17 protein-coding genes and 3 pseudogenes are annotated in these 18,259 nt (G+C 70.0%); 11 read left to right on the top strand and 9 right to left on the bottom strand.

From position 1 onward, the window contains the following. The first annotated feature begins 67 nt into the window (after positions 1-67). The 3 genes from ACIRYZ_RS23360 (at position 68) to ACIRYZ_RS23350 (ending at position 3,751) form a co-directional block, all read left to right on the top strand. A complete protein-coding gene (locus ACIRYZ_RS23360) occupies positions 68-1,054 on the top strand; it encodes a helix-turn-helix transcriptional regulator (RefSeq protein WP_402947077.1) in 987 nt (328 codons plus the stop codon). Positions 1,055-1,301: 247 nt separating this feature from the next. After that, positions 1,302-2,204, top strand: a complete 903-nt coding sequence (locus tag ACIRYZ_RS23355) for an MBL fold metallo-hydrolase (protein WP_402947075.1) — start codon at positions 1,302-1,304, stop codon at positions 2,202-2,204. After that, positions 2,201-3,751, top strand: coding sequence for a carboxylesterase/lipase family protein (locus tag ACIRYZ_RS23350; protein WP_402947072.1), 1,551 nt, complete (start codon positions 2,201-2,203; stop codon positions 3,749-3,751). The genes ACIRYZ_RS23355 and ACIRYZ_RS23350 overlap by 4 nt, the downstream gene beginning before the upstream one ends. Positions 3,752-3,792: 41 nt before the next feature. On the opposite strand, the pseudogene ACIRYZ_RS23345 reads toward ACIRYZ_RS23350, so the two are convergent. Further along, positions 3,793-4,392 (bottom strand): annotated as a pseudogene (locus tag ACIRYZ_RS23345) (fatty acid desaturase family protein); the annotation flags it as partial. 321 nt (positions 4,393-4,713) lie between these two features. Then, positions 4,714-5,658 (bottom strand): SDR family oxidoreductase, encoded by a 945-nt coding sequence (locus tag ACIRYZ_RS23340; protein WP_402947069.1) that lies wholly within the window; start codon positions 5,656-5,658, stop codon positions 4,714-4,716. Between the two features lie 111 nt (positions 5,659-5,769). Here ACIRYZ_RS23340 and ACIRYZ_RS23335 point away from each other — a divergent pair, with 111 nt between their 5' ends. Both ACIRYZ_RS23335 and ACIRYZ_RS23330 read left to right on the top strand, forming a co-directional pair. Continuing rightward, positions 5,770-6,336: a TetR family transcriptional regulator gene (locus tag ACIRYZ_RS23335; RefSeq protein ID WP_402947066.1), complete on the top strand. Its 567-nt coding sequence runs from the start codon at positions 5,770-5,772 to the stop codon at positions 6,334-6,336. 81 nt (positions 6,337-6,417) lie between these two features. Beyond that, positions 6,418-6,723: a hypothetical protein gene (locus tag ACIRYZ_RS23330; RefSeq protein ID WP_402947064.1), complete on the top strand. Its 306-nt coding sequence runs from the start codon at positions 6,418-6,420 to the stop codon at positions 6,721-6,723. Between the two features lie 197 nt (positions 6,724-6,920). On the opposite strand, the gene ACIRYZ_RS23325 is transcribed toward ACIRYZ_RS23330, so the two are convergent. Both ACIRYZ_RS23325 and ACIRYZ_RS23320 read right to left on the bottom strand, forming a co-directional pair. Then, the gene (locus tag ACIRYZ_RS23325; RefSeq protein ID WP_402947061.1) at positions 6,921-7,106 is read right to left on the bottom strand and encodes a hypothetical protein; all 186 of its coding nucleotides are present in this window, start codon (positions 7,104-7,106) and stop codon (positions 6,921-6,923) included. Positions 7,107-7,332: 226 nt separating this feature from the next. Beyond that, positions 7,333-8,226, bottom strand: coding sequence for an NADP-dependent oxidoreductase (locus ACIRYZ_RS23320; RefSeq protein ID WP_402947058.1), 894 nt, complete (start codon positions 8,224-8,226; stop codon positions 7,333-7,335). 70 nt (positions 8,227-8,296) lie between these two features. On the opposite strand from ACIRYZ_RS23320, the gene ACIRYZ_RS23315 reads away from it, so the two are divergent. Next, positions 8,297-8,872 (top strand): TetR/AcrR family transcriptional regulator, encoded by a 576-nt coding sequence (locus tag ACIRYZ_RS23315; RefSeq protein WP_402947056.1) that lies wholly within the window; start codon positions 8,297-8,299, stop codon positions 8,870-8,872. A 243-nt stretch (positions 8,873-9,115) separates the two neighbouring features. Here the strand turns inward: ACIRYZ_RS23315 and ACIRYZ_RS23310 are convergent, their stop codons facing one another. The 4 genes from ACIRYZ_RS23310 to ACIRYZ_RS23295 all read right to left on the bottom strand — a co-directional run bounded on the left by ACIRYZ_RS23310 (position 9,116) and on the right by ACIRYZ_RS23295 (position 12,528). Beyond that, complete coding sequence (locus ACIRYZ_RS23310) at positions 9,116-9,628, bottom strand: DinB family protein (RefSeq protein ID WP_402947053.1); 513 nt, start codon at positions 9,626-9,628, stop codon at positions 9,116-9,118. A 243-nt stretch (positions 9,629-9,871) separates the two neighbouring features. Beyond that, on the bottom strand, positions 9,872-11,482 hold the full coding sequence (locus tag ACIRYZ_RS23305; protein WP_402947050.1) for a DHA2 family efflux MFS transporter permease subunit: 1,611 nt from the start codon (positions 11,480-11,482) through the stop codon (positions 9,872-9,874). A 523-nt stretch (positions 11,483-12,005) separates the two neighbouring features. Further along, positions 12,006-12,350, bottom strand: coding sequence for a VOC family protein (locus tag ACIRYZ_RS23300; protein ID WP_402947047.1), 345 nt, complete (start codon positions 12,348-12,350; stop codon positions 12,006-12,008). Position 12,351: 1 nt separating this feature from the next. Beyond that, positions 12,352-12,528 carry a ribbon-helix-helix domain-containing protein gene (locus tag ACIRYZ_RS23295; RefSeq protein WP_402947045.1) on the bottom strand — a complete coding sequence of 59 codons (177 nt, stop codon included), beginning with the start codon at positions 12,526-12,528 and terminating at the stop codon, positions 12,352-12,354. A gap of 56 nt (positions 12,529-12,584) precedes the next feature. Here ACIRYZ_RS23295 and ACIRYZ_RS23290 point away from each other — a divergent pair, with 56 nt between their 5' ends. From ACIRYZ_RS23290 to ACIRYZ_RS23270, 5 genes and pseudogenes are all read left to right on the top strand, one after another. Then, positions 12,585-13,058 (top strand): cupin domain-containing protein, encoded by a 474-nt coding sequence (locus ACIRYZ_RS23290; protein WP_402947042.1) that lies wholly within the window; start codon positions 12,585-12,587, stop codon positions 13,056-13,058. A 246-nt stretch (positions 13,059-13,304) separates the two neighbouring features. Beyond that, positions 13,305-13,886: a PadR family transcriptional regulator gene (locus tag ACIRYZ_RS23285; protein WP_402947039.1), complete on the top strand. Its 582-nt coding sequence runs from the start codon at positions 13,305-13,307 to the stop codon at positions 13,884-13,886. Next, positions 13,862-14,092: pseudogene (locus ACIRYZ_RS23280) on the top strand (FAD-dependent monooxygenase); the annotation flags it as partial. The gene ACIRYZ_RS23285 and the pseudogene ACIRYZ_RS23280, both read left to right, overlap by 25 nt. Before the next feature lie 25 nt (positions 14,093-14,117). Further along, on the top strand, positions 14,118-16,091 hold the full coding sequence (locus ACIRYZ_RS23275; protein WP_402947419.1) for an IS630 family transposase: 1,974 nt from the start codon (positions 14,118-14,120) through the stop codon (positions 16,089-16,091). Then, positions 16,019-16,213, top strand: a pseudogene (locus tag ACIRYZ_RS23270) (zinc-binding dehydrogenase); the annotation flags it as partial. The gene ACIRYZ_RS23275 and the pseudogene ACIRYZ_RS23270, both read left to right, overlap by 73 nt. A gap of 207 nt (positions 16,214-16,420) precedes the next feature. Here ACIRYZ_RS23270 and ACIRYZ_RS23265 read toward each other — a convergent pair. After that, positions 16,421-17,338 carry a glutaminase gene (locus ACIRYZ_RS23265; RefSeq protein WP_402947036.1) on the bottom strand — a complete coding sequence of 306 codons (918 nt, stop codon included), beginning with the start codon at positions 17,336-17,338 and terminating at the stop codon, positions 16,421-16,423. Between the last annotated feature and the right edge of the window lie 921 nt (positions 17,339-18,259).

Here is an 18,259-nt window from a genome sequence, read left to right as displayed (position 1 = left end):
CGGCCGCTCGTAGCCTGCCCTTGCCAGGGGCAGGCTGTCTGGCGTCCCGTTGCCGGATACTCGGTGCATGACCAAGAAGCTGCGGTTGGGAGAGTTCCTCAGGACGCGCCGAGCGCAGTTGCAGCCGGCCGATGTGGGTCTCCCGGATTTCGGAGAGCGCCGTCGTGTGCCTGGGCTGCGCCGTGACGAGCTGGCCCAGCTCGCCGGGGTGGGCCTGTCCTACTACACGCGACTGGAACAGGGCAGCTCGCTCAACGCGTCACCCGAGGTCCTGGAGGCTCTGGCCCGCGCCCTCGGTCTCGACGAGGTGGAGCGCGCCCATCTGCACGACCTGGCCAGCGCACCACGCCGCGCCACCACCCGGCCCAGGCCCGCGCCGGAGCGGGTCGGCGACACCACCCGGCAACTGGTTGACGCATTCGGCGACGCACCCACGGTCGTGCTCGGTCGCCGCAGCGACGTACTCGCCTGGAACCGCACCGGACACTCGTTGTTCGCCGGGCATCTGGACCCCCGAAGCCCCGATCAGCCCGACCAGCGCCCGAACATGGCGCGGCTGGTGTTCCTGGACGCGCACACCCGGGACCTGTTCGTGGACTGGCCGAAGAAGGCCAGGAACGTGGTCGGCAAGCTCCGGCTCGCCGCCGGGCGGCATCCCGACGATCCCCTACTGGCCTCGCTCATCGGCGAACTGGCCATGAAAAGCGCGGAGTTCGCCACGATGTGGGCCGAGCACGGGGTCAGGAAGTGGGCCCTCGCGGCGTACCGCATGCACCACCCGGTCGTCGGCCGCATGGAGCTCAACCTGCAGTCCCTGAACGTCCCCCAGGATGAGGGCCAACGCATCGTCGTGGCCACGGCGGGCGCGGACACCGCGTCCGCGGCGGCGCTCTCCTTGCTCTCCCGACTCGACACCCCGACCGCACCGGGCACCGGGCACCGGGCACCGGGCACCGGGCACCGGGCACCGGGCACGCCGAAACCGCGGAACCGCGGAACCCACGCCGACGGTCGCCAACAGCCCTCGCTGAATCTGAATCCTGGAGCAGCCTGACCGGAGACTGAAGGCCGGCCGCACATACTCGCCGCTCTCAACCACCCCAACACCGTCGTCCGTATTCGTCCTGACGGGCACCACACCACTGTCCTGACCGCAGCGGATGGTCTGCAGAACCCCACGTCGATCGAAGTACGCGGCAACACCGTGTACGTGCTGAATGCTGCCTACGTCACGGCCGCGGACCCCAATGTCCTGGTCGCCTGCCTGCGCGACCTCCGCTGATCCCCAGAGGGGAAATCCTGTGGATTCCTTCAGTCTCGGTGGCGTCGAGGTGACGCGCGTGGTGGAGTTCGAGACCCCCACCCGCCCGCCGGCGGCCATGTTCGCGGACATCGGCCCTCAGGTGTGGCACGACAACCGCTCCTGGCTCTCCCCCGACCACTGGGACCAGGACGCGGGGCTCCTGATGACCCGGATGCAGGCGTTCGTCCTGCGCAGCGGGGGCGCGACGATCCTCGTGGACACCGGCGTCGGCAACGGCAAGTCACGCCCGGACACACCGGCGTTCGACCATCGCAGCACCGACTTCCTGGCCCGGTTGGCCGCCGTAGACGTCCTACCGGAGGATGTCGACCTGGTGGTCAACACCCATCTGCACGCCGACCACGTCGGGTGGAACACCCGCCTGGTGGACGGGGAGTGGGTACCGACGTTCCCCAACGCCCGGTACCTGATGCCGCGCGCCGACCACGACTTCTGGCACCCGGACAGCGCCCGTCCCGCCCGGACGGCAGCGGCCAACGCGAACGTCTTCGACGACAGCGTGGCACCGGTCGTACGGGCCGGCCAGGCCGTGTTGTGGGAGGACATCCACGACATCGACGGTGCCCTGCGTCTGGAGTACGCGCCGGGCCACACCCCGGGCTCCTCGGTGCTCACGCTGCGGTCGGGCGGCGAACTGGCGGTGTTCGTCGGTGATGTGCTGCACAACCCGGTGCAGATCATCGAGCCGGACGCCAACAGTTGCTTCTGCGAGGACCCGGCCGCAGCGCGCGCGTCGCGGCGACGCGTGCTGGACCGGGCCGCCGACCAAGGTGCGCTGGTCTTCCCCGCGCATCTGCGGGGCGCGTCCGGGGCACGGGTGCGGCGGATGGGCTCGTCGTACGCCGTCCAGTCGTGGGCACCGTTCGGAGAGCGGGTGTGAGCGGCGCGTTGATAGTCCGTACGACGAGTGGACTGGTCCGCGGCACACTCCACGCCGGCGTACGGACCTTCGCGTCGATCCCGTACGCCGCCCCGGTGACCGGTCCCGCCCGGTTCGCCGCGCCCGCCCCGGCCCCACGGTGGGACGGGGTACGCGAAGCCACCGTACCCGGCGGAACCGCTCCCGCCCTGGCCCGTTCCGGTTTCGGCGGCCTGGACCTGTCCCCGGTGCTGGGGCCCGGCTGGATCCCGGACCCCGGCTATCTCACCGTGACCGTCACCGCCCCCGAGAACCCCTCCGGCGGGCTGCCGGTGCTGGTCTTCGTGCACGGCGGAGGCCTCATCTCGGGAACGGGACAGGCACCGCTCTACGACGGGTCGTCCTTCGCCCGCGACGGCATCGTCACCGTCACCCTCAACTACCGCCTGGGAATCGCCGGGTGGCTCGACGTTCCCGGCGCGCCGGCCAACCGCGGACTGCTCGACGTCATCGCCGCGCTGCGCTGGGTGGCCGAGAACGCCGCGGCCTTCGGCGGCGCCCCCGACAAGGTGACCGTTGCGGGCCAGTCCGCCGGGGCGATGATAGTCGCCGCGCTGCTCGCCAACCCCGACGCACGGCGCGAACGACTGTTCAGCCGGGCGATCAGCCAGAGTGGCAGCGGTACGGCGGCGATCAGCGAGGAACAGGCCGCGCTGACCACCCGGGCGGTGGCCGAGGCGCTGAACACCCGGGCAACGCCCGCCGACCTGGGCGCGATCGACGACCGGTGGCTGGCGAAAGCACTCGGCACGATCGGCCCGGTCGTCGTCATACCGGACGGTCCTCTCGACACCTCACTCGGCGAGAGTCCCGTGAAATGCGTCATCGACGGCCGGTCGCTGGACCGGCAACCCGCCGAGGCCGTACACGACGGCTACGGCGCCGACGTGGATCTGCTCATCGGCACCAATCGCGAGGAGGCCAACCTCTACACCGTGCCATCGGGCGCCGCCATGACCGAGACCCAACTTCTCGCACTCGCCGAACGGCGCCTGACCAACCCTCGGGAACGGCTCACCGCCTACCGAACCGACAAACCGGCTGCCCACCCCGCCGAGTTGGCGAGCCGACTCATCACGGACACCTTCGCCCAGGGCAGCCGACTCCTCGCCGACGCCCACGCCCGCCACCGGCGCGCTCGGACCTTCGCCTACGAGTTCGCCTGGCGCTCGACCGCCTTCGGCGGCGCGCTCGGCGCCTGCCACTGCGTGGAACTGCCGTTCGTCTTCCACCACACCGACCTGCCCGCCCTGTACGGCGACACCGCCCTGCTCGGCCCCCACCGACCGCCGGCCGACCTGGCGGACCGCACGCACGCGGCCTGGACCGCGTTCATACGCGACGGCGCCCCGGGCTGGACTCCGTACGACCTCGCAGCTCGCGCCACCGCCGTTATCGACGAGCGGTGGAGCATGATCAGCACCGTCGGTCATGGTGACCGCATCTCGAACGCCTCCGGCTCTCACCTCTGTACGAGTAGAGCGACTGCGCGCCGACCTGCTGGGTAGCGCGACCGATCTGGACGCCGCGTAGGAGCTGGTTCGAAGGCCAGCGGCCCGGTGACGTACTCCAGCTCGTACTCTTCGAACAGCGCGCGCACCTTCACCGCGACCTCGGCGTACCGGTTGCTCGGCAGGTTCGGGAACAGGTGGTGCTCGATCCGGTGCGACAGGTTGCCGGTCATGAAGTGCATGGCCCTGCTGCCGCTGATGTTCGCCGAGCCCATCATCTGGCGCAGGTACCACTGGCCGCGCGTCTCGCCCTCGATCGACTGACGCTCGAAGACCTGTACGCCCTCGGGGAAGTGCCCGCACATGATCACCGAGTGGGACCAGATGTTGCGGACCAGGTTCGCGGTGAACGTTGCGGCGAGCGTGGTGAGGAACGACGGGCCCGACAGCAGCGGGTGGATCACGTAGTCCTTGAGCACCTGCTTGCGGATCTTGCGGCCCACGGCCTTGGCCCGCGCGCGGAACTCCGGGTCCTCGCGGCGGTGCTTGTGCAGGTTCTTGCCGAGTTCCAGGTCGTACGCCGCGATGCCGTACTCGAAGAAGCAGGCGTTGATGAAGTTCCACAACGGCTGGCCGGGGTGGAACGGGTGCCACTTCTGGTCCTCGTCGACGCGCATGATGCCGTAGCCGAGGTCGTTGTGGGAGGCCGCCGGGCCACTGCGCGCGTTCGGCGTCCGGGGCGACGCCGACGAGGCGCTCGCAGGGCGTCGACCTGCGCTTCGCCCGGGAAGGCCTGCTTCCCGGTCAGGCGGATATCGCGCACGGCCTCTACCCCCGCATCCGCCGCGGTGGCGCAGCAGGCAGAGTTCACCCCCGGCCGGCAGACGCGCGGCAAGGACGGCGCACGGTTCGACTGGTACACCCGTGGCCTGCGCACCGCCGTCCAGTGACGGCCGGCGGTGGTGGAACGGCCCGTAGGTCAACCGGATGTGACACACCACCACCCGACCGCGGAAGCGTCAGGAAGACGTGGTCGGCGCTTCGCTGTTCTGGCCGTTGAGCCGGCTGTTGAGGTCGCGGTCCTGCGCGAGGTCCGCGAGGAGACCGGGGCGGGTCGGCGTCCAGCCGAGGGCGTCGCGAGTGATCTGGCTCGAGGTCGGATTGTCGAGCCCGGCGAACATGCTGAAGTGACCGAAGTGCTGCTGACGCTCCTGGCTCGTGATGGCGCGGACCGGGATGTCGAGGTGACGACCGATCAGCTCCGCGATCTCGCGGATCGTGATGCCCTCTTCCGCGACGGCGTGCACCCGCGTACCGGCGGCCGCGGACTCGAGCGCGAGGCGGTAGAGGCGGCCGACGTCGCGCACATCGGTGGACGGCCAGCGGTTGTTGCCCTCGCCGGCGTGGCCGGAGACGCCCGTCGCACGGGCGATCGCGATCAGGTCCGAGACGAGGCCGTACCGCCCGTCGCCGTGCACGGCGGGCGGCAGACGGACGACCGACGATCGCACGCCGTCGTCGGCAAGGGCGATGACGGTGTTTTCGGCATCGATTCGCAGGCCGCCGGGGCGGGTGTCGTGCTCGGTCAGCTGCCCGTCGAAGCCCGCGAGCGCGAGTGCGCCGGTCGCATTGGTGCCGACGAAGGGCTTGCCCGTCCCGATCAGGGGGGTGCTCATCGCCGCGATCGCCCGCAGATCCGCCTCGACGGCTTCCGTCAGGTTCCCCGACTGCTGCATGTCGTGCTTGAACGCGAGGTGGATGACGCCGTCAGCCTGGTGAGCCGCGGCGGCCAGGCCCTTGAGGTCGTCGAGGTCGCCGCGGAACACCTCTGCGCCCAACGACCGGACGACAGCGGCCGAGCTGTCCGAACGGGCCAGGCCGATGACGGTGTGCCCGGCGGAGACGAGCTCGGGAATGACGGCTGAGGCCACGTGTCCGGAGGCTCCCGTGACGAAAACGCGCATCGCTTGACCCTTTCGATGACTTCGCCGAGGCGGCGAGCATGAGAGTTATTGCAGTGACTGCAATCACCGTAGCGCGTGACTACAGTGACTGCAATCACTAGACTCGGCACCATGTCACGATGGGCACCCAACGCTGTCGACCGCCTCCAAGAGGCCGCCATCGACCTCTTCGAAGAACGGGGGTTCGACCGGACCACGGTCGCCGAGATCGCGGAACGGGCAGGCCTGACCGAGCGCACGTTCTTCAACCACTTCGCCACCAAACGCGAAGTCCTCTACGGCCCGCGCTCGTTGCGCCAGCAGCAGGTCGTCGGCCGCGAGATCACGGAAAGCCCTGACGCGCCGGCACCGCTGGACACCGTCGTGCGTGCTCTGCAGGTCGCCGCCGACGAGGTCTTCGAGGGGCTGCGCACGGCATCCATGCGCCGACGGAGGATCATCGCCGCCAGCCCCGAGCTGCAGGAGCGCGAGGACGGCAAGCGAGCAGCGCTCACCGCCGTCATCGCCGAGGCCCTGCAAGGCCGTGGCCTGGAGCCCGACACGGCGCTCCTCACGGCTCGCGTCGGCGTCCTGGTACAGCAGACCGCCGAGCAACGGTGGGCGGAGCCAGCTGAGCGGCGACCGCTGCGGGACCTCCTCTCGGAGGCGCTGCTCACGCTTCGCACGATCGTAGATTGAAGCTTCAACCGCTGCCAGCGGCTACGCCGCGGTGACTCCCGGGAGACTCGATGGACGGGGCCAGGGACGCAATAGCTGTCCGTGAAGTGGCCGAAGGCCGACGCAGCCGACAACCATGAACGCATCATCGCGACCACCCGCGAGGCCCTCGCCGCAGAGGGCGTGGACCTTCCCATGCGCGAGATCGCGCGGCGTGCCGGTCTGGGCATCGCGACGCTGGACACAGCAGGTCCTCGGGTGCTGTGCGCGGCGCCCCTGACGGCCGCCGGCCAGCGCCCCGGCCGCCGGCCGTCAGGGGCGCACGCCCGGGAGCCCGACCCACTCCGCCCGAGTGGTCGACTCGACCACGTGGCGGGCGCGATCGGCAGCGCTCCGCCCATTCCTTGATGGTCCCCGTTGCTCGGCCGCCCACCTTGATGGTCCTCCCGGGGTGGGGTTCCATACCTTGATGGGCCGCCAAGGTATGGATTGGATACCTTGGCGGCTCGGTCACGGCTGGATAACGTCGCAGGTCAAAGCATTGGTGAGGGCGGGTCGGGCACCTTGACGCCCGACCCGCCCTCGTTCCTGCTCCTGCCGGACCTCTACAGCTGCGTCCAGCCGCACGGCCGCCGGTCCGGGCCGCCGAGCGGGTGCCAGACAGGGGCGGCCGGGCCGCGCTGGATGAGGTCCTCGATGCGGGCGGCGCCGGCCGGGACGGTGGCGAGCAGCTCGGTGACGACGGCCACCGGGCTGGCGGGCCGCCGTGGCCACGGTGCTTCGAAGTCCATGCCTTCCTCGGGCTCGATGGCGCGGCCGTCTTGATGACCTGGGGCAGGAGCCCCCGGACGTGGCCTCCCGGAATCCGGGAAACGCCTGCCTCGGTGCTGCCTCCGCACCGGCGGCGACCGGCCCATCCGGGGAGGCGTAGCCGCCCCGCCCCGGCCCCGTCCGCCGTGGTTTCACCGCCCGCTACCGACTGTCCGTTCGACGCGGGGACGCCGGGCGGGCGGCGGCTCAGACGATCAGGACCCGGCGTCCCCGGGTGTGGCCGGCGCGGCTGTCGGCGTGCGCCGACGACGCCTCGGTGAGCGGGTACGACTTCTCGACCGGGATGTGGAGCCTGCCCCGGGAGATGAGGTCGAGGGCCTCGGCGAGTGCGTCCGGCACGCTCCCGGCCACGCCGGAGAACCGGACGCCCAGCTGCGGCGCGCCGAGGTCGGCGATGGAGACGACCTTGCGCGGGTCCCCGGTCAGCTCGACGAGTTCGCGGATCACGCCCGAGCCGGCCAGGTCGAGGGCCGCGTCGACCCGGCCCAGGTGCCGCACCCGTTCGACCCAGCCCTCGCCGTAGGTCGTGGCGAGGGCACCCAGGCCGCGCAGGTAGTCCTGGTTCGCGGCCCCGGCCGTGCCGATCACCGTGATGCCGCGCTCGCGGGCGATCTGCAGCACCGCCGACCCGACGCCGCCGGACGCGCCGCTGACCAGCAGCGTCTGCCCGGGCCGCACGCCGACCTCGCGAATGATGCGCAGCGCGGTCTCCACCACGGACGGGTACCCGGCCGCCTCCTCGAAGGTCAGTCCCGCGGGCATGCGGGCCCAGGCCGACAGCACGGCGAACTCGGCGTACGTGTCGGAGCCTTCGCCGAACACGCGGTCGCCGATCTCGACCCCTTCGACGCCCTCGCCGACCTCGTCCACCACCCCCGCGGCGTCCAGCCCGACCCCGGCGGGCAGCTCGACCGGATGGGCTCCCAGGACCTGGCCCTCCCGGATCCTCCAGTCGACGGGGTTCACACCCGCCGCCCGTACCGCGATGCGTATCCGGCCGGGGCCCGCGTGGGGCTCCTCGGCTTCCACCAGTTGCAGGACCTCGGGACCGCCGAACTCGGCGAAGCTCACTTTTCTCATGCGACCGAACATAACCCTAACCGTTATGGTTTCACAACGGTTAGGGATTCGTACCTGGTAGTGTCATGGCATGACCGAGCTGCCCGGACGCCGCGAACGCAAGAAGGCCGCGACCCGTCAGAAGATCGCCGACACCGCGCTGCGGCTCTTCCTGGAGCGCGGGTACGACGCCGTGGGCATCCGTGACGTGGCGGCCGAGGCCGACGTGGCCGTCACCACGGTCTTCTCCCACTTCGCCTCGAAAGAGGCCCTGGTGTTCGAGCGCGACCAGGACTTCGAGCAACGCCTCACACGGGCGGTCACCGACCGGCAACCGCACGAGCCGCTCATCCCCGCGCTGCACCGCGAGGTCCAGGCCCTGGTGCGGCACTGCACGGCGGAGGACAGTGCCTCCGTCCGGCGCATGATCGAGGGATCACCCGCCCTGCGGGAGTACGAGGAGTCGATGAGCCTGCGTCACGCGCAGGCGCTGGCAGCCGCTCTGGCCGCCGACCCCCACCTGTCCCGGAGTGCGACGGCCTGCCGGGCGACCGCACGGTTCGCCATCGACGCCTACGCACTGGCCTGCCAGGCGGACGATCCCGCAGCCACGGTGGACGAGGTCTTCCGGATGATCGAGGCGGCCTGGGAAGCCACCGCGCCCTGAGCCGGGGGCGCCAGCCCGCTGCGGCCGGGCCGGGGCGGGCACGTGCGGAGTGCCCCAGGCGGCCGCTCCTGGCTAGGGCTACAGCTCCCAGGCTCCGCATCGGGCCCGGTCGCGGTCTGACTCGAACCTCGGCGGTCACGCCCGGTCGGCAGGCCAGTTCACCTGCAATGAGGGAATCGGGACCGCCTGTGGGCCCGCGCGTCACGTCACCACGGGGCAAGGGTTCTCTGATTCCGGCCGGCGCTATACGCCGGTGGCGCCGTCGATGCGTTCCCTGACCAGGTCGGCGTGGCCGTTGTGGCGGGCGTACTCCTCGATCATGTGGACGTAGATCCAGCGGAGGCTGACGTCCTGCTCCGTGAAGCGGCCGGTGTCGGCCAGGGCGCGGCTGGCGCAGTGCTCGCGGGCGCGGGCGATTTCCGCGTGCCAGGTGGCGAGAGCGTCGCGCAGGGTGGCGCCCTCGGCCAGATCGAAGCCGCCGTCGGGACCATGCGGGTCAGCCTCTGGGTCGTAGATGGGCGGGGCCTGTTCTCCGGCGAATACCCGGCGGAACCAGTTCCGCTCCACCTCCGCCATGTGCCGGACGAGACCGGTCAGAGTGAAGCCGGACGGCGGCACGGCCGCGACGGCAGCCTGCTCGTCGTCCAGGCCCTCACATTTCATGGCGAGTGTCGCGCGATGAAAGTCAAGCCAGCTTTCGAGCGTGGTGCGCTCGTCGGCGTTCAGGGGCGGCAGAGGGCGTTCGATAGTGGCCACCCGGTCGACTATCGTCACCGGCCGAACCTGTTGGCAGGCAGCCTCACAGCAGGGCGAACGTTGCCTGATGCGGCACTAGCTTAGTGGTCGGCTCCGGAAGTCCGTCGGGGGTTGACTGCGGAGCCGACCATGCGCCTGAGTGCCGGTCAGAGGTCGGGGCCGGTGCCGGCCGCCGCCGGACGGCTGCTGGCACAAAGGCGGCAAGGGCGACTGACTACAGCACAGCCACGGTCGACGACGGCCTCAGCCTAGGAACTCTTGGCGCGTTGAGGCCGAGGTGCTGAGGTCGACTGGTTCCGGAGCGGTGCGCGGGCTGCCGACCTGTCGGCGTCGTACCAAGAAACACGAGACGGCACCGATCGCGATCACGATGATGGGCAGTGCCAGGGTCGGCCGCATCGCGTGGACAACCGCGTGTTCGAACGTGGACGCCGCCACCTGATCGATGTGATGGGCCAGGCTTGTCGGCGTTCCCTGCGGCGGGTGGACCACCGCGCCGTTCCGCCCGGCGCCGACCTCCTGGCCGCTCTTGGCGGCGTTGCGGAAGTCGGCCAGGAACTGGCCGCGGACGTCGGCCGGGAGGTCGGCAGCACGCTTCGCCGCTTCGTCTTGCAGCGAGGTGGCCAGGCGGTTCTGCAGTACTGCGCCGACTGCGGCACTGCCGATCACTGTGCCGATCTGGCGGATCGTGTTCATCACGCCAGATGCCGCTCCGGCCATCGTGGGCTCCACGTTGTACATGGCGACCGTGACCATCGGGCCGAACACACAGCCGATGCCCACCCCCGCCGTGACCAGGGCGGGCTGGAACTCCCACCAGGCGCGGCCGACATCGGTGACCTGGGTGAGCCAGGCCATGCCGGCCGCGAACAGGGTCAGACCGATCATCAGGACGTACTTGCCGCCGATCCGGTCCGCCATCCGGCCCGCGACCGGCGACAGCACCGCTGACACCACCATTGCCGGCGCCATCACGAGTCCGGCTGTGAGGGCGCTGAAGTTCAGCACCGACTGCAGATAGATCATCACCGGTAGGAACAGGCCGAGCATCCCGACCTGGACGGTCGCGGACACGAAGCTCATGACCGCGTAGTTGCGGTCGCGGAAGAGAGCGAAGGGCAGCAGCGGTTCGCGCTGCTGCCGGGTGCCCTGGTGGATCAGGAACAGCACCAGCAGCAGGGCTGCCGTGCCCAGCAGCACCCAGATCCCGGCGTTCCAGTCATACCGCTGGCCCTCGGTGAGCGCAAAGGTCAGGCATACCAGCGTTGCCGCGGCAAGTACGACACCCGCAATGTCCAGCTTTCGGTGGTTGCCGTGCCGGATGTCGGGCACGAGCGTGACGGCCATCGCCAGGACGATCGCGCCTATCGGAACGTTGACGAAGAAGATCCATCGCCAGCCGGCCGTGCTGACCAGGAACCCGCCGAGGGTGGGCCCGGCGATCGTGGCCACGCCCGCGACTGCGCCCCAGACGCCAAGTGCGGTGCCCCGGCGCTCGGCCGGGAACGTGCCGATGATGATCGTCATCGTCTGCGGCATCAGCGCCGCCGCGCCCAGGCCCTGCACGGCCCGGGTGGCGATGAGCTGGGCCGGATCCTGGGCCATGGCGCACAGTACGGATGCCACGGTGAACAGCGCGACACCTCCGATGAACATGGTGCGCGGCCCGCGCACGTCGCCCAGTCGGCCGAACGTGATCAGCAGTGCGGCGAGGACGAGGATGTAGACATTGATCACCCATAACATCTCGTCCAGTGACGCGTGCAGGTCGCCGATCATGCTGGGGATGGCGACGTTGACGGCCGTCAGGTCCAGCAGTGTCATGAAGAATCCCAGGCTGAGTGTCAGCAGCACCGCCCAGGGATTGCCTTGCCATCTGCTCATTCGTGTCCCGTCCTTCGCTCCTCGTATCCCCACGGTCAGTGGCGCAGGCGCCGCCACCGGGTGGGCCGAAAACGTCTTGTTGTGCCGGATGTCCTCGCCCGGTGCCCGCGTACGGGGCCCCTCTCGTGCGCTGTTGCCGGCAGGCGTGTGACCTGGGCTGTGGGCGGGCGGGACAGCGCCTGGCAGGGCAGGCGGGTGCCTGGCGACTCACGGTTCTTGTGCGGGCTGCTCCAGGAGCCCGTGAAGCCGCTCGCCGGCTCGATTGTCGGTCTCCGTCATGGCATAGCCGGTGCCGTTCTTCGGAGTTCGCCTCGGCGGTTCGATCAGGCCGTACTCACGAACAGGGGGTTCAGCAGCGCGCTGCTGAACCCCCTGCGGGCGCGATGACCACTGCCGGGCAGGGCGAAAGCCGTTACTGCTGCAGGATTCGCCGGGCGGAGCGCAGGCACCGTCGGCCTGGGCGAATCAGCCCGCCCGGACGAGAGGGAGAACGTCAGTCCTTGGCAGGGGCCTGCAGACTCCACAGCCGCCCGTCGGGGTCGCGGACGGTCATCTCCCGGGTTCCGTAGTGCGTGTCCTGGAACGGGGTGACCACCTCCACAACCGGATCGGGACGGAACAGGTCCGCATCGGGCACCTTCAGCGCGACCTGCACGCCGGGCTCCCGGTCCTCGGGGATCTCGACAACGACGAGGTAAGGGCCCTCGCCGTTGCGGAACACGCCGGAGCCGTCGCCGGTGGAGGGCTCCAACTCATAACCCAGTTCCTGGAAGAACTTTGCGCTCTTCCCCCAGTTGTGGGTCTCCACGAACACCGCCTCGAACCCTTCGGTTGCCATGTCATGACTCCTTTCCGGAAGAGGGCTGCCGCTGCCCGTGGGCGTCGAGGTAGGCACGCAAGGCGTCTGCGACCAGCGCGGACAGCGACATGCCAGTCTCGATCGCGTGATGCTTGACCTGCCTGATCAGCCCCAGCGGCAGATACACGTTGAACTGTTTGACTTCCGTATCACCCATAGGTCGATACTAGCTCACTAGATTGCTAGCATCCTAGCCCATGGAAGGGGACGCTCGTGTCAGTTTTCGGAGCCGATCCGCACGACCCGGTTGTCGTCCGCGCAGGCGACGCCGAGCAACTGCCCGAGATCGGCCACTGCCTACTGGCTGACGCCAGTGCCACCAACGGTGCGCTCAGCGCCCACCGCATCCAACTCGCCCGCGGCGCCGATGGCGCGGTCCCGCACCGGCACGACCACTCGTCCGAACTGTTCTTCGTCGTCGACGGAAAACTCCAGGTGCTTGTGGGGTCGAAGGTCATCACCGCCGGCTCCGGCGACTTCCTGGTCATCCCGCCGCGCTGTGACCACGCCTTCCGCGCCGCCCCGGAGAACACTGCCGATGCCCTGATCGTGATCACCCCTGGCATCGAACGATTCGACTACCTTCGGCAGGTCGTCAGGATCCGCCGGGGCGAAGCCAGTCGCGACAGCCTGCTCACCGAGCAACTCCGCTACGACACCCACTTCGTCACCAGCCCTGCCTGGTAAGGCGAGACCATCGCCTCCACCACCGCACCGGCGGCAGCACCCCAGCTCTGTCACTTCTCGTCAGGAAAGTCGCACGCGACGCCGTTGCCGCCGGCAGTGAACGCAAGTCCTGGTCCGCGAGCGGCGCCGCTCGCGAACCTCCGCCGCACGGGCGTCCTGCGAGCCGCTGCGCAAACCGCCTGTCAACGGCGGCCCGAAAGCTATATAGTCGGATTCGAATAGACGAATTCGACCAAAGGGACTGCCGTGGCTGCCCGCGCTCTGCGCACACCGACGACGACGGCCGTGCTCGGCCTGCTCGCCGAAAGCCCCAGACACGTCTACGACATGCGCGTGACGATGCGTGAACGCGGTCACGACCGCGTGCTGGAGATCAAGAGCGCCTCGCTCTACGACGCACTCCGCCGCCTGGCCGCGGCCGGAATGGTCGAGACCGCGGAAACGATCCGCGACAGCGCCCGGCCGGAGCGGACCGTCTACCGCATCACCCACACCGGAACCCAGCAGCTCCTGCAGTGGCTGCGCGAGCTCCTCAGTGACCCGGCACGCGGCCGCATCGCGTTCACCGGCGCCCTGATGTGCATGTACGCGCTGCCCCAGGAGGAAGTCGCCGACCTCCTGGACGGCCGAGCCGATCGCCTCGACGAGGAGATCGCAGCCACCGACGCCACCACCCGGACAGCCCGATCACAGGGCCTTCCCCTGGTCTTCCTGTCCGAGGACTCCTACACCCAGGCGCTTCGCCGCGCCGAGCGCGACTGGTCGCGCGCTTTCGCAGACGACCTGCGCACACGACGGCTGACATGGCCCGAAAGGACATTCCCGTGATCTCTGAGACCCTGCCGGACCCGCAGGACAAGCAGCCCACTCCGGCAGACCACCATGCCAGCACGAGACCGCTACCGGCACGAACGGCGGTGGCCGTGGTCGGCGGGAGCGTGGTGGGGCTGACCACGTCGGCGCTGCTGGCCCGAGCCGCAGTGCCCTGCGTACTGGTGGAAAAGCACCCCGCGCCCTTGATCCACCCACGCGCACGGGGCTTCTCCCCCCCCCCGGAGCATCGAGGTCTTCCGCCAACTGGGCATCGAGGCGGAGATCCACGCCGCGGCGGGGCTGGGAAGCGACGACCCGACAACTCCCGCCATGCGCGCCGCCACCCTCACCGACCCCGACCCCCGCTTATTCGAAGCGGGCGCGATGGAGTCCATGACCGACATCAGCCCCTGCACCGCACAACCGGTCCACCAGAACCGCGTCGAAGAGGTGATCCGCCGCCGCGCGGTCGACCTGGGGGCCGACATCCGCTTCGGAGTGCACGCGGTGACGGTGGACCAGGACACCGAAGGAGTCACACTCCACCTCAGGGACCGCAACGGCAACGAGCAACTCCTGCGCGCGGACTACCTCGTGGCAGCCGACGGCGCCTCCAGCCGGATCCGCCAGCACTGCAACATCGGCCTACGCGGACCGGGAACACTCGCCCACGTCCTCAGCCTCATGTTCGAAGCAGACCTCGACGGCCTCCTGCAAGGACGCCGTTTCAACGTCTGCTACCTCGACCACCCCAAACCCGGCACCGTGGCCGCAGCCGCCGCCCGCACGGCCACGAGCTCCTCATCCTCCTCGACCCCGATTGCGATTAGCAGGTCCCGCTGCTCCTCGGCCAGTTCGGGCGGACATCCTGCCGGACAGGCAGGTGTCGGGGTGCGGCAGGATGCGGCCTGTCGTGATCCGCTTCTCGCGATCGGCCTTCCTGCCTTGCCCGTTGCCTCCGCCTGCCCGATTACTTTGACCGCCTCGGAACGCGAGCGGCTGAAGAAGATGGCCTACGGCCACAAGACCGAACACCGGCTCCGTCAGCGCGCCCAGGTTGTCCTGCACGCGGCCCGGGGCCGCTCGAACGCCCGCATCGCCCGGGAGACCGGGCTGCACCTGGACACCGTCCGTACCTGGCGGGGTCGGTTCGCCGGGAACCGACTGCCCGCCCTGTCCGACCGCAAGCGGTCCGGGCGCCCGCCCCGCTTCACCACCCTGCAGGCCGCGCAGGTCAAGGCCCTGGCCTGCCAGCTGCCCGCCGAGAGCGGCGCGCCGCTGTCGCGCTGGTCCTGCCCGGAACTCGCCCGCGAGGTCATCGACCGCGCCATCGCCGACACGATGTCCGCCTCCACCGTGCGACGCTGGCTGAAGGAGGACGCGATCAAGCCCTGGCAGCACCAGTCCTGGATCTTCATCACCGATCCCGCCTTCCGCCCGAAGGCCGGGCGCGTGCTGGACCTGTACGCCCGCGTCTGGGAAGGCACACTGCTCGGCGCGGACGAGTACGTGATCAGCGCGGACGAGAAGACCTCCATCCAGGCCCGCTGCCGCTGCCACCCCACTCTCGCACCGGGGCAGGCGCGGTCGATGCGAGTGAACCACGCCTATGGCCGCGGCGGTGCACTGGCCTACCTGGCCGCCTACGACGTCCACCGCGCGACGGTGTTCGGCCGCTGCGAGAAAACCACCGGCGTCGACCCGTTCATGAAGCTGGTCACCCAGGTCATGAGCCAGGAGCCCTACGCCGGCGCGAAGCGGGTGTTCTGGTTCGTCGACAACGGCTCCTCGCACCGCGGCAAGGCCGCGGCAGACCGGTTGACCGCTGCGTTCCCCAACGCCGTACTGGTGCACACCCCCGTGCATGCCTCCTGGTTGAACCAGGTGGAGATCTACTTCTCCGTCGTGCAGCGCAAGGTCGTCTCGCCCAACGACTTCACCGACCTTGCTCAGGTCGGGGATCGGCTCCGTGCCTTCGAAGACCGCTACAACGCCACGGCACAGCCGTTCCAGTGGAGGTTTACCACCTCCGACTGGACGATCTGCTGGCCAGGCTCGACCGATACACCGCCGATCACCCAGAAGAATCCTCGTTTCGCCTCGCCGGGTGATCAGCCCCCGAAGGACTTCCGAACTCGACCACTTAGCACAGCGTCCACTTCAGCAACGGATTTCACGACGGCCCGGCCTACCACGCGCTCGCCGAGGTGGGCGAGTTGATCGAGGCCGGGCGGTTCTGGCTGCCCGTCGACCGGACCTTCCCACTCGCCGAGATCGCCCGAGCGCATCGCGTCAGCGAGCACGGTCACGTCCGCGGCAGGCTGGTGCTGACCGTCAGTTGAGGCCATGACAGGCGGTGGAGGCCGTGCGGAGCCGTACGAGGCGTCGCGCCCGGGCGACCTGCAGAATGCACTCCCACGGGACGTATAGCTGCCGGAGGTGCTCCGCGCCTGGGGGTTGCCGGCCCCTCTACGCGCGACCCACGAGCAGCCAGGGCGGCAGCCTGGAGCACCACCCGGAGGCACGCTTCTGAGCTCCAGGGGCCGCGATCAGAAGACCGACCAACCGGTGAGTGTGGTGAAGGCGTCCAGCGCGGCGATGCCGGCCACGGAGTTGCCGTGCGTGTCGAGGGCCGGCCCCCACACGCACAGGCCACAGCGGCCGGGGACGACGGCGAGGATGCCTCCGCTGACGCCGCTCTTGGCGGGCAGCCCCACCCGGTGGGCAACGTCCCCGGCGGCGTCGTAGGTGCCGCCGACCAGCATGACGGCATTGATCCGCTTGGCCTCGCTGCGGGTGAGCAGGCGGGTGCCGTCGGCGCGGATACCGTGTCTGGCCAGCAGGCATGCCGCCAGCGCGAGGTCACGGCAGGTCATGGTGATCGCGCACTGCTTGACGTAGTGGCGCAGGACGGTGCGCACGGGGTTGGTGAGCTTGCCATGGTCAGCCAGCAGGTGGGCGAGGGCTGCGTTGCGGTGGCCGTGGCGCTGTTCGGAGACGGCGACGCGGGCGTCGAAGTCGATGGCGGGGTTGCCGCTTTCCGCGCGGAGGAACTCTCGCAGGGTCCCGCTGGCATCGCCGGTCAGGGTCTGCAGGCGGTCGGTGACCACCAGCGCGCCGGCGTTGACGAACGGGTTGCGCGGCACGCCCCCCTCACGCTCCAGCTGGGCCAGGGAGTTGAACGGCGAACCCGAGGGTTCCTTGCCCACCCGCTGCCACAGGGCGTCGCCATCGGTGGCGAGGACCAGGGCGAGGGTGAACACCTTGGAGATCGACTGGATCGAGAACGGTGTCCGCCAGTCGTCGGCGCCGTGGACCGACGCGGGGTCGGTGGCCGTGGCGAGGGCGATCCCGAAAGCCGCCGGGTCGGCGCGGGCGAGCGCCGGGATGTAGGCGGCCACCCTTCCTGTACCGGAGACCTGCCGCGCCGCCCCGGCCACCCGCTCAAGCACACTCCCGTACTCCATGGTTCCCCCATGCGGTGCGACACCTTTGTCAGCGCCCGGCCAAGGATGCGCGCGATGCCGGAACACGGGAAGACCGCGCGTTCACATCGGTACAGTTACCGAGAGGACACACTCGTGCACCGAAAGTAGTAAGCCCATGTCGGATGAGACATCCGCACACCTGATCTGGCACGAACCGAGCACCAGGATCCTGCGGCTCGACGAGGTCACCCCAACCCCCGTGATCGTCAAATGCATGGGCCGGACCTACACGGCTACCCTGGTCGACGACGCCGTCGACATCCAGGACCGCACCGACGTCACCAGCCCACGCAACCTGGGAACCGCCCGCCCGGGCCCCACGACGGACCGCTGGGAGGTCACCGACTCCCGCGGGGTCTTGCTGACCAGCACCGCGGACCTCCTCCACACCGTGGCCCTGCTCCGGCAGGCCCAGTGGCCCCCGCGCGACCAGGCGCCGCTGCCACGAGCCAGGCTGAGTCCATGTCACCACGCGAGCCGGGAGTCGACCCAGTCCGTACCGCCCTCGACCGACCGGAGGCACGGCACCCCCCCTGACGCGCGAAGAGCTTCCGGCAAGGTCGGCCCCGGGCCGCCCGGTCGCTCCGCAACCGTGCCTGGCCGCCGGTCCTTCAGGCGGGTCAGCGGCCAGTTCGACCGAATTCCCCACTGGCGGCCACCTGACGGGAATCACCTGACCGCATCCATTGACACGCTCCGTGACCGATCGACCGTACTCGAGAGGGTCCGCGGCCGTCCGTAAGATGCGCGAGATCTTCTCCAGCGGCACGGGGGATCTCGGTGGTGCCGCCGGGGGGGGGGGGACGGCCCCCCCCCCGCGGGGGCGGGGGGCCCCGGGGGCGGGGGGCGCCGGCCGCGGGGGGGCCCGGGGTGGCGCCCCGGGGCCGCCCGGGCCCGGAC

The sequence above is a fragment of the Kitasatospora sp. NPDC101155 genome (genome assembly GCF_044768305.1).
Taxonomy (GTDB): domain Bacteria; phylum Actinomycetota; class Actinomycetes; order Streptomycetales; family Streptomycetaceae; genus Kitasatospora.
The sequence above is the reverse complement of the archived record's forward strand: the minus strand, read 5'-3'. Positions and strand labels throughout refer to the sequence as shown.

Coding starts and splice junctions, on each gene's coding strand:
- ACIRYZ_RS23360 (WP_402947077.1), top strand. CDS start 68: ATGACCAAGAAGCTGCGGTTGGGAGAGTTCCTCAGGACGCGCCGAGCG.
- ACIRYZ_RS23340 (WP_402947069.1), bottom strand. CDS start 5,658: ATGCGCGTTTTCGTCACGGGAGCCTCCGGACACGTGGCCTCAGCCGTC.
- ACIRYZ_RS23335 (WP_402947066.1), top strand. CDS start 5,770: ATGTCACGATGGGCACCCAACGCTGTCGACCGCCTCCAAGAGGCCGCC.
- ACIRYZ_RS23325 (WP_402947061.1), bottom strand. CDS start 7,106: ATGGACTTCGAAGCACCGTGGCCACGGCGGCCCGCCAGCCCGGTGGCC.
- ACIRYZ_RS23320 (WP_402947058.1), bottom strand. CDS start 8,226: ATGAGAAAAGTGAGCTTCGCCGAGTTCGGCGGTCCCGAGGTCCTGCAA.
- ACIRYZ_RS23315 (WP_402947056.1), top strand. CDS start 8,297: ATGACCGAGCTGCCCGGACGCCGCGAACGCAAGAAGGCCGCGACCCGT.
- ACIRYZ_RS23300 (WP_402947047.1), bottom strand. CDS start 12,350: ATGGCAACCGAAGGGTTCGAGGCGGTGTTCGTGGAGACCCACAACTGG.
- ACIRYZ_RS23295 (WP_402947045.1), bottom strand. CDS start 12,528: ATGGGTGATACGGAAGTCAAACAGTTCAACGTGTATCTGCCGCTGGGG.
- ACIRYZ_RS23265 (WP_402947036.1), bottom strand. CDS start 17,338: ATGGAGTACGGGAGTGTGCTTGAGCGGGTGGCCGGGGCGGCGCGGCAG.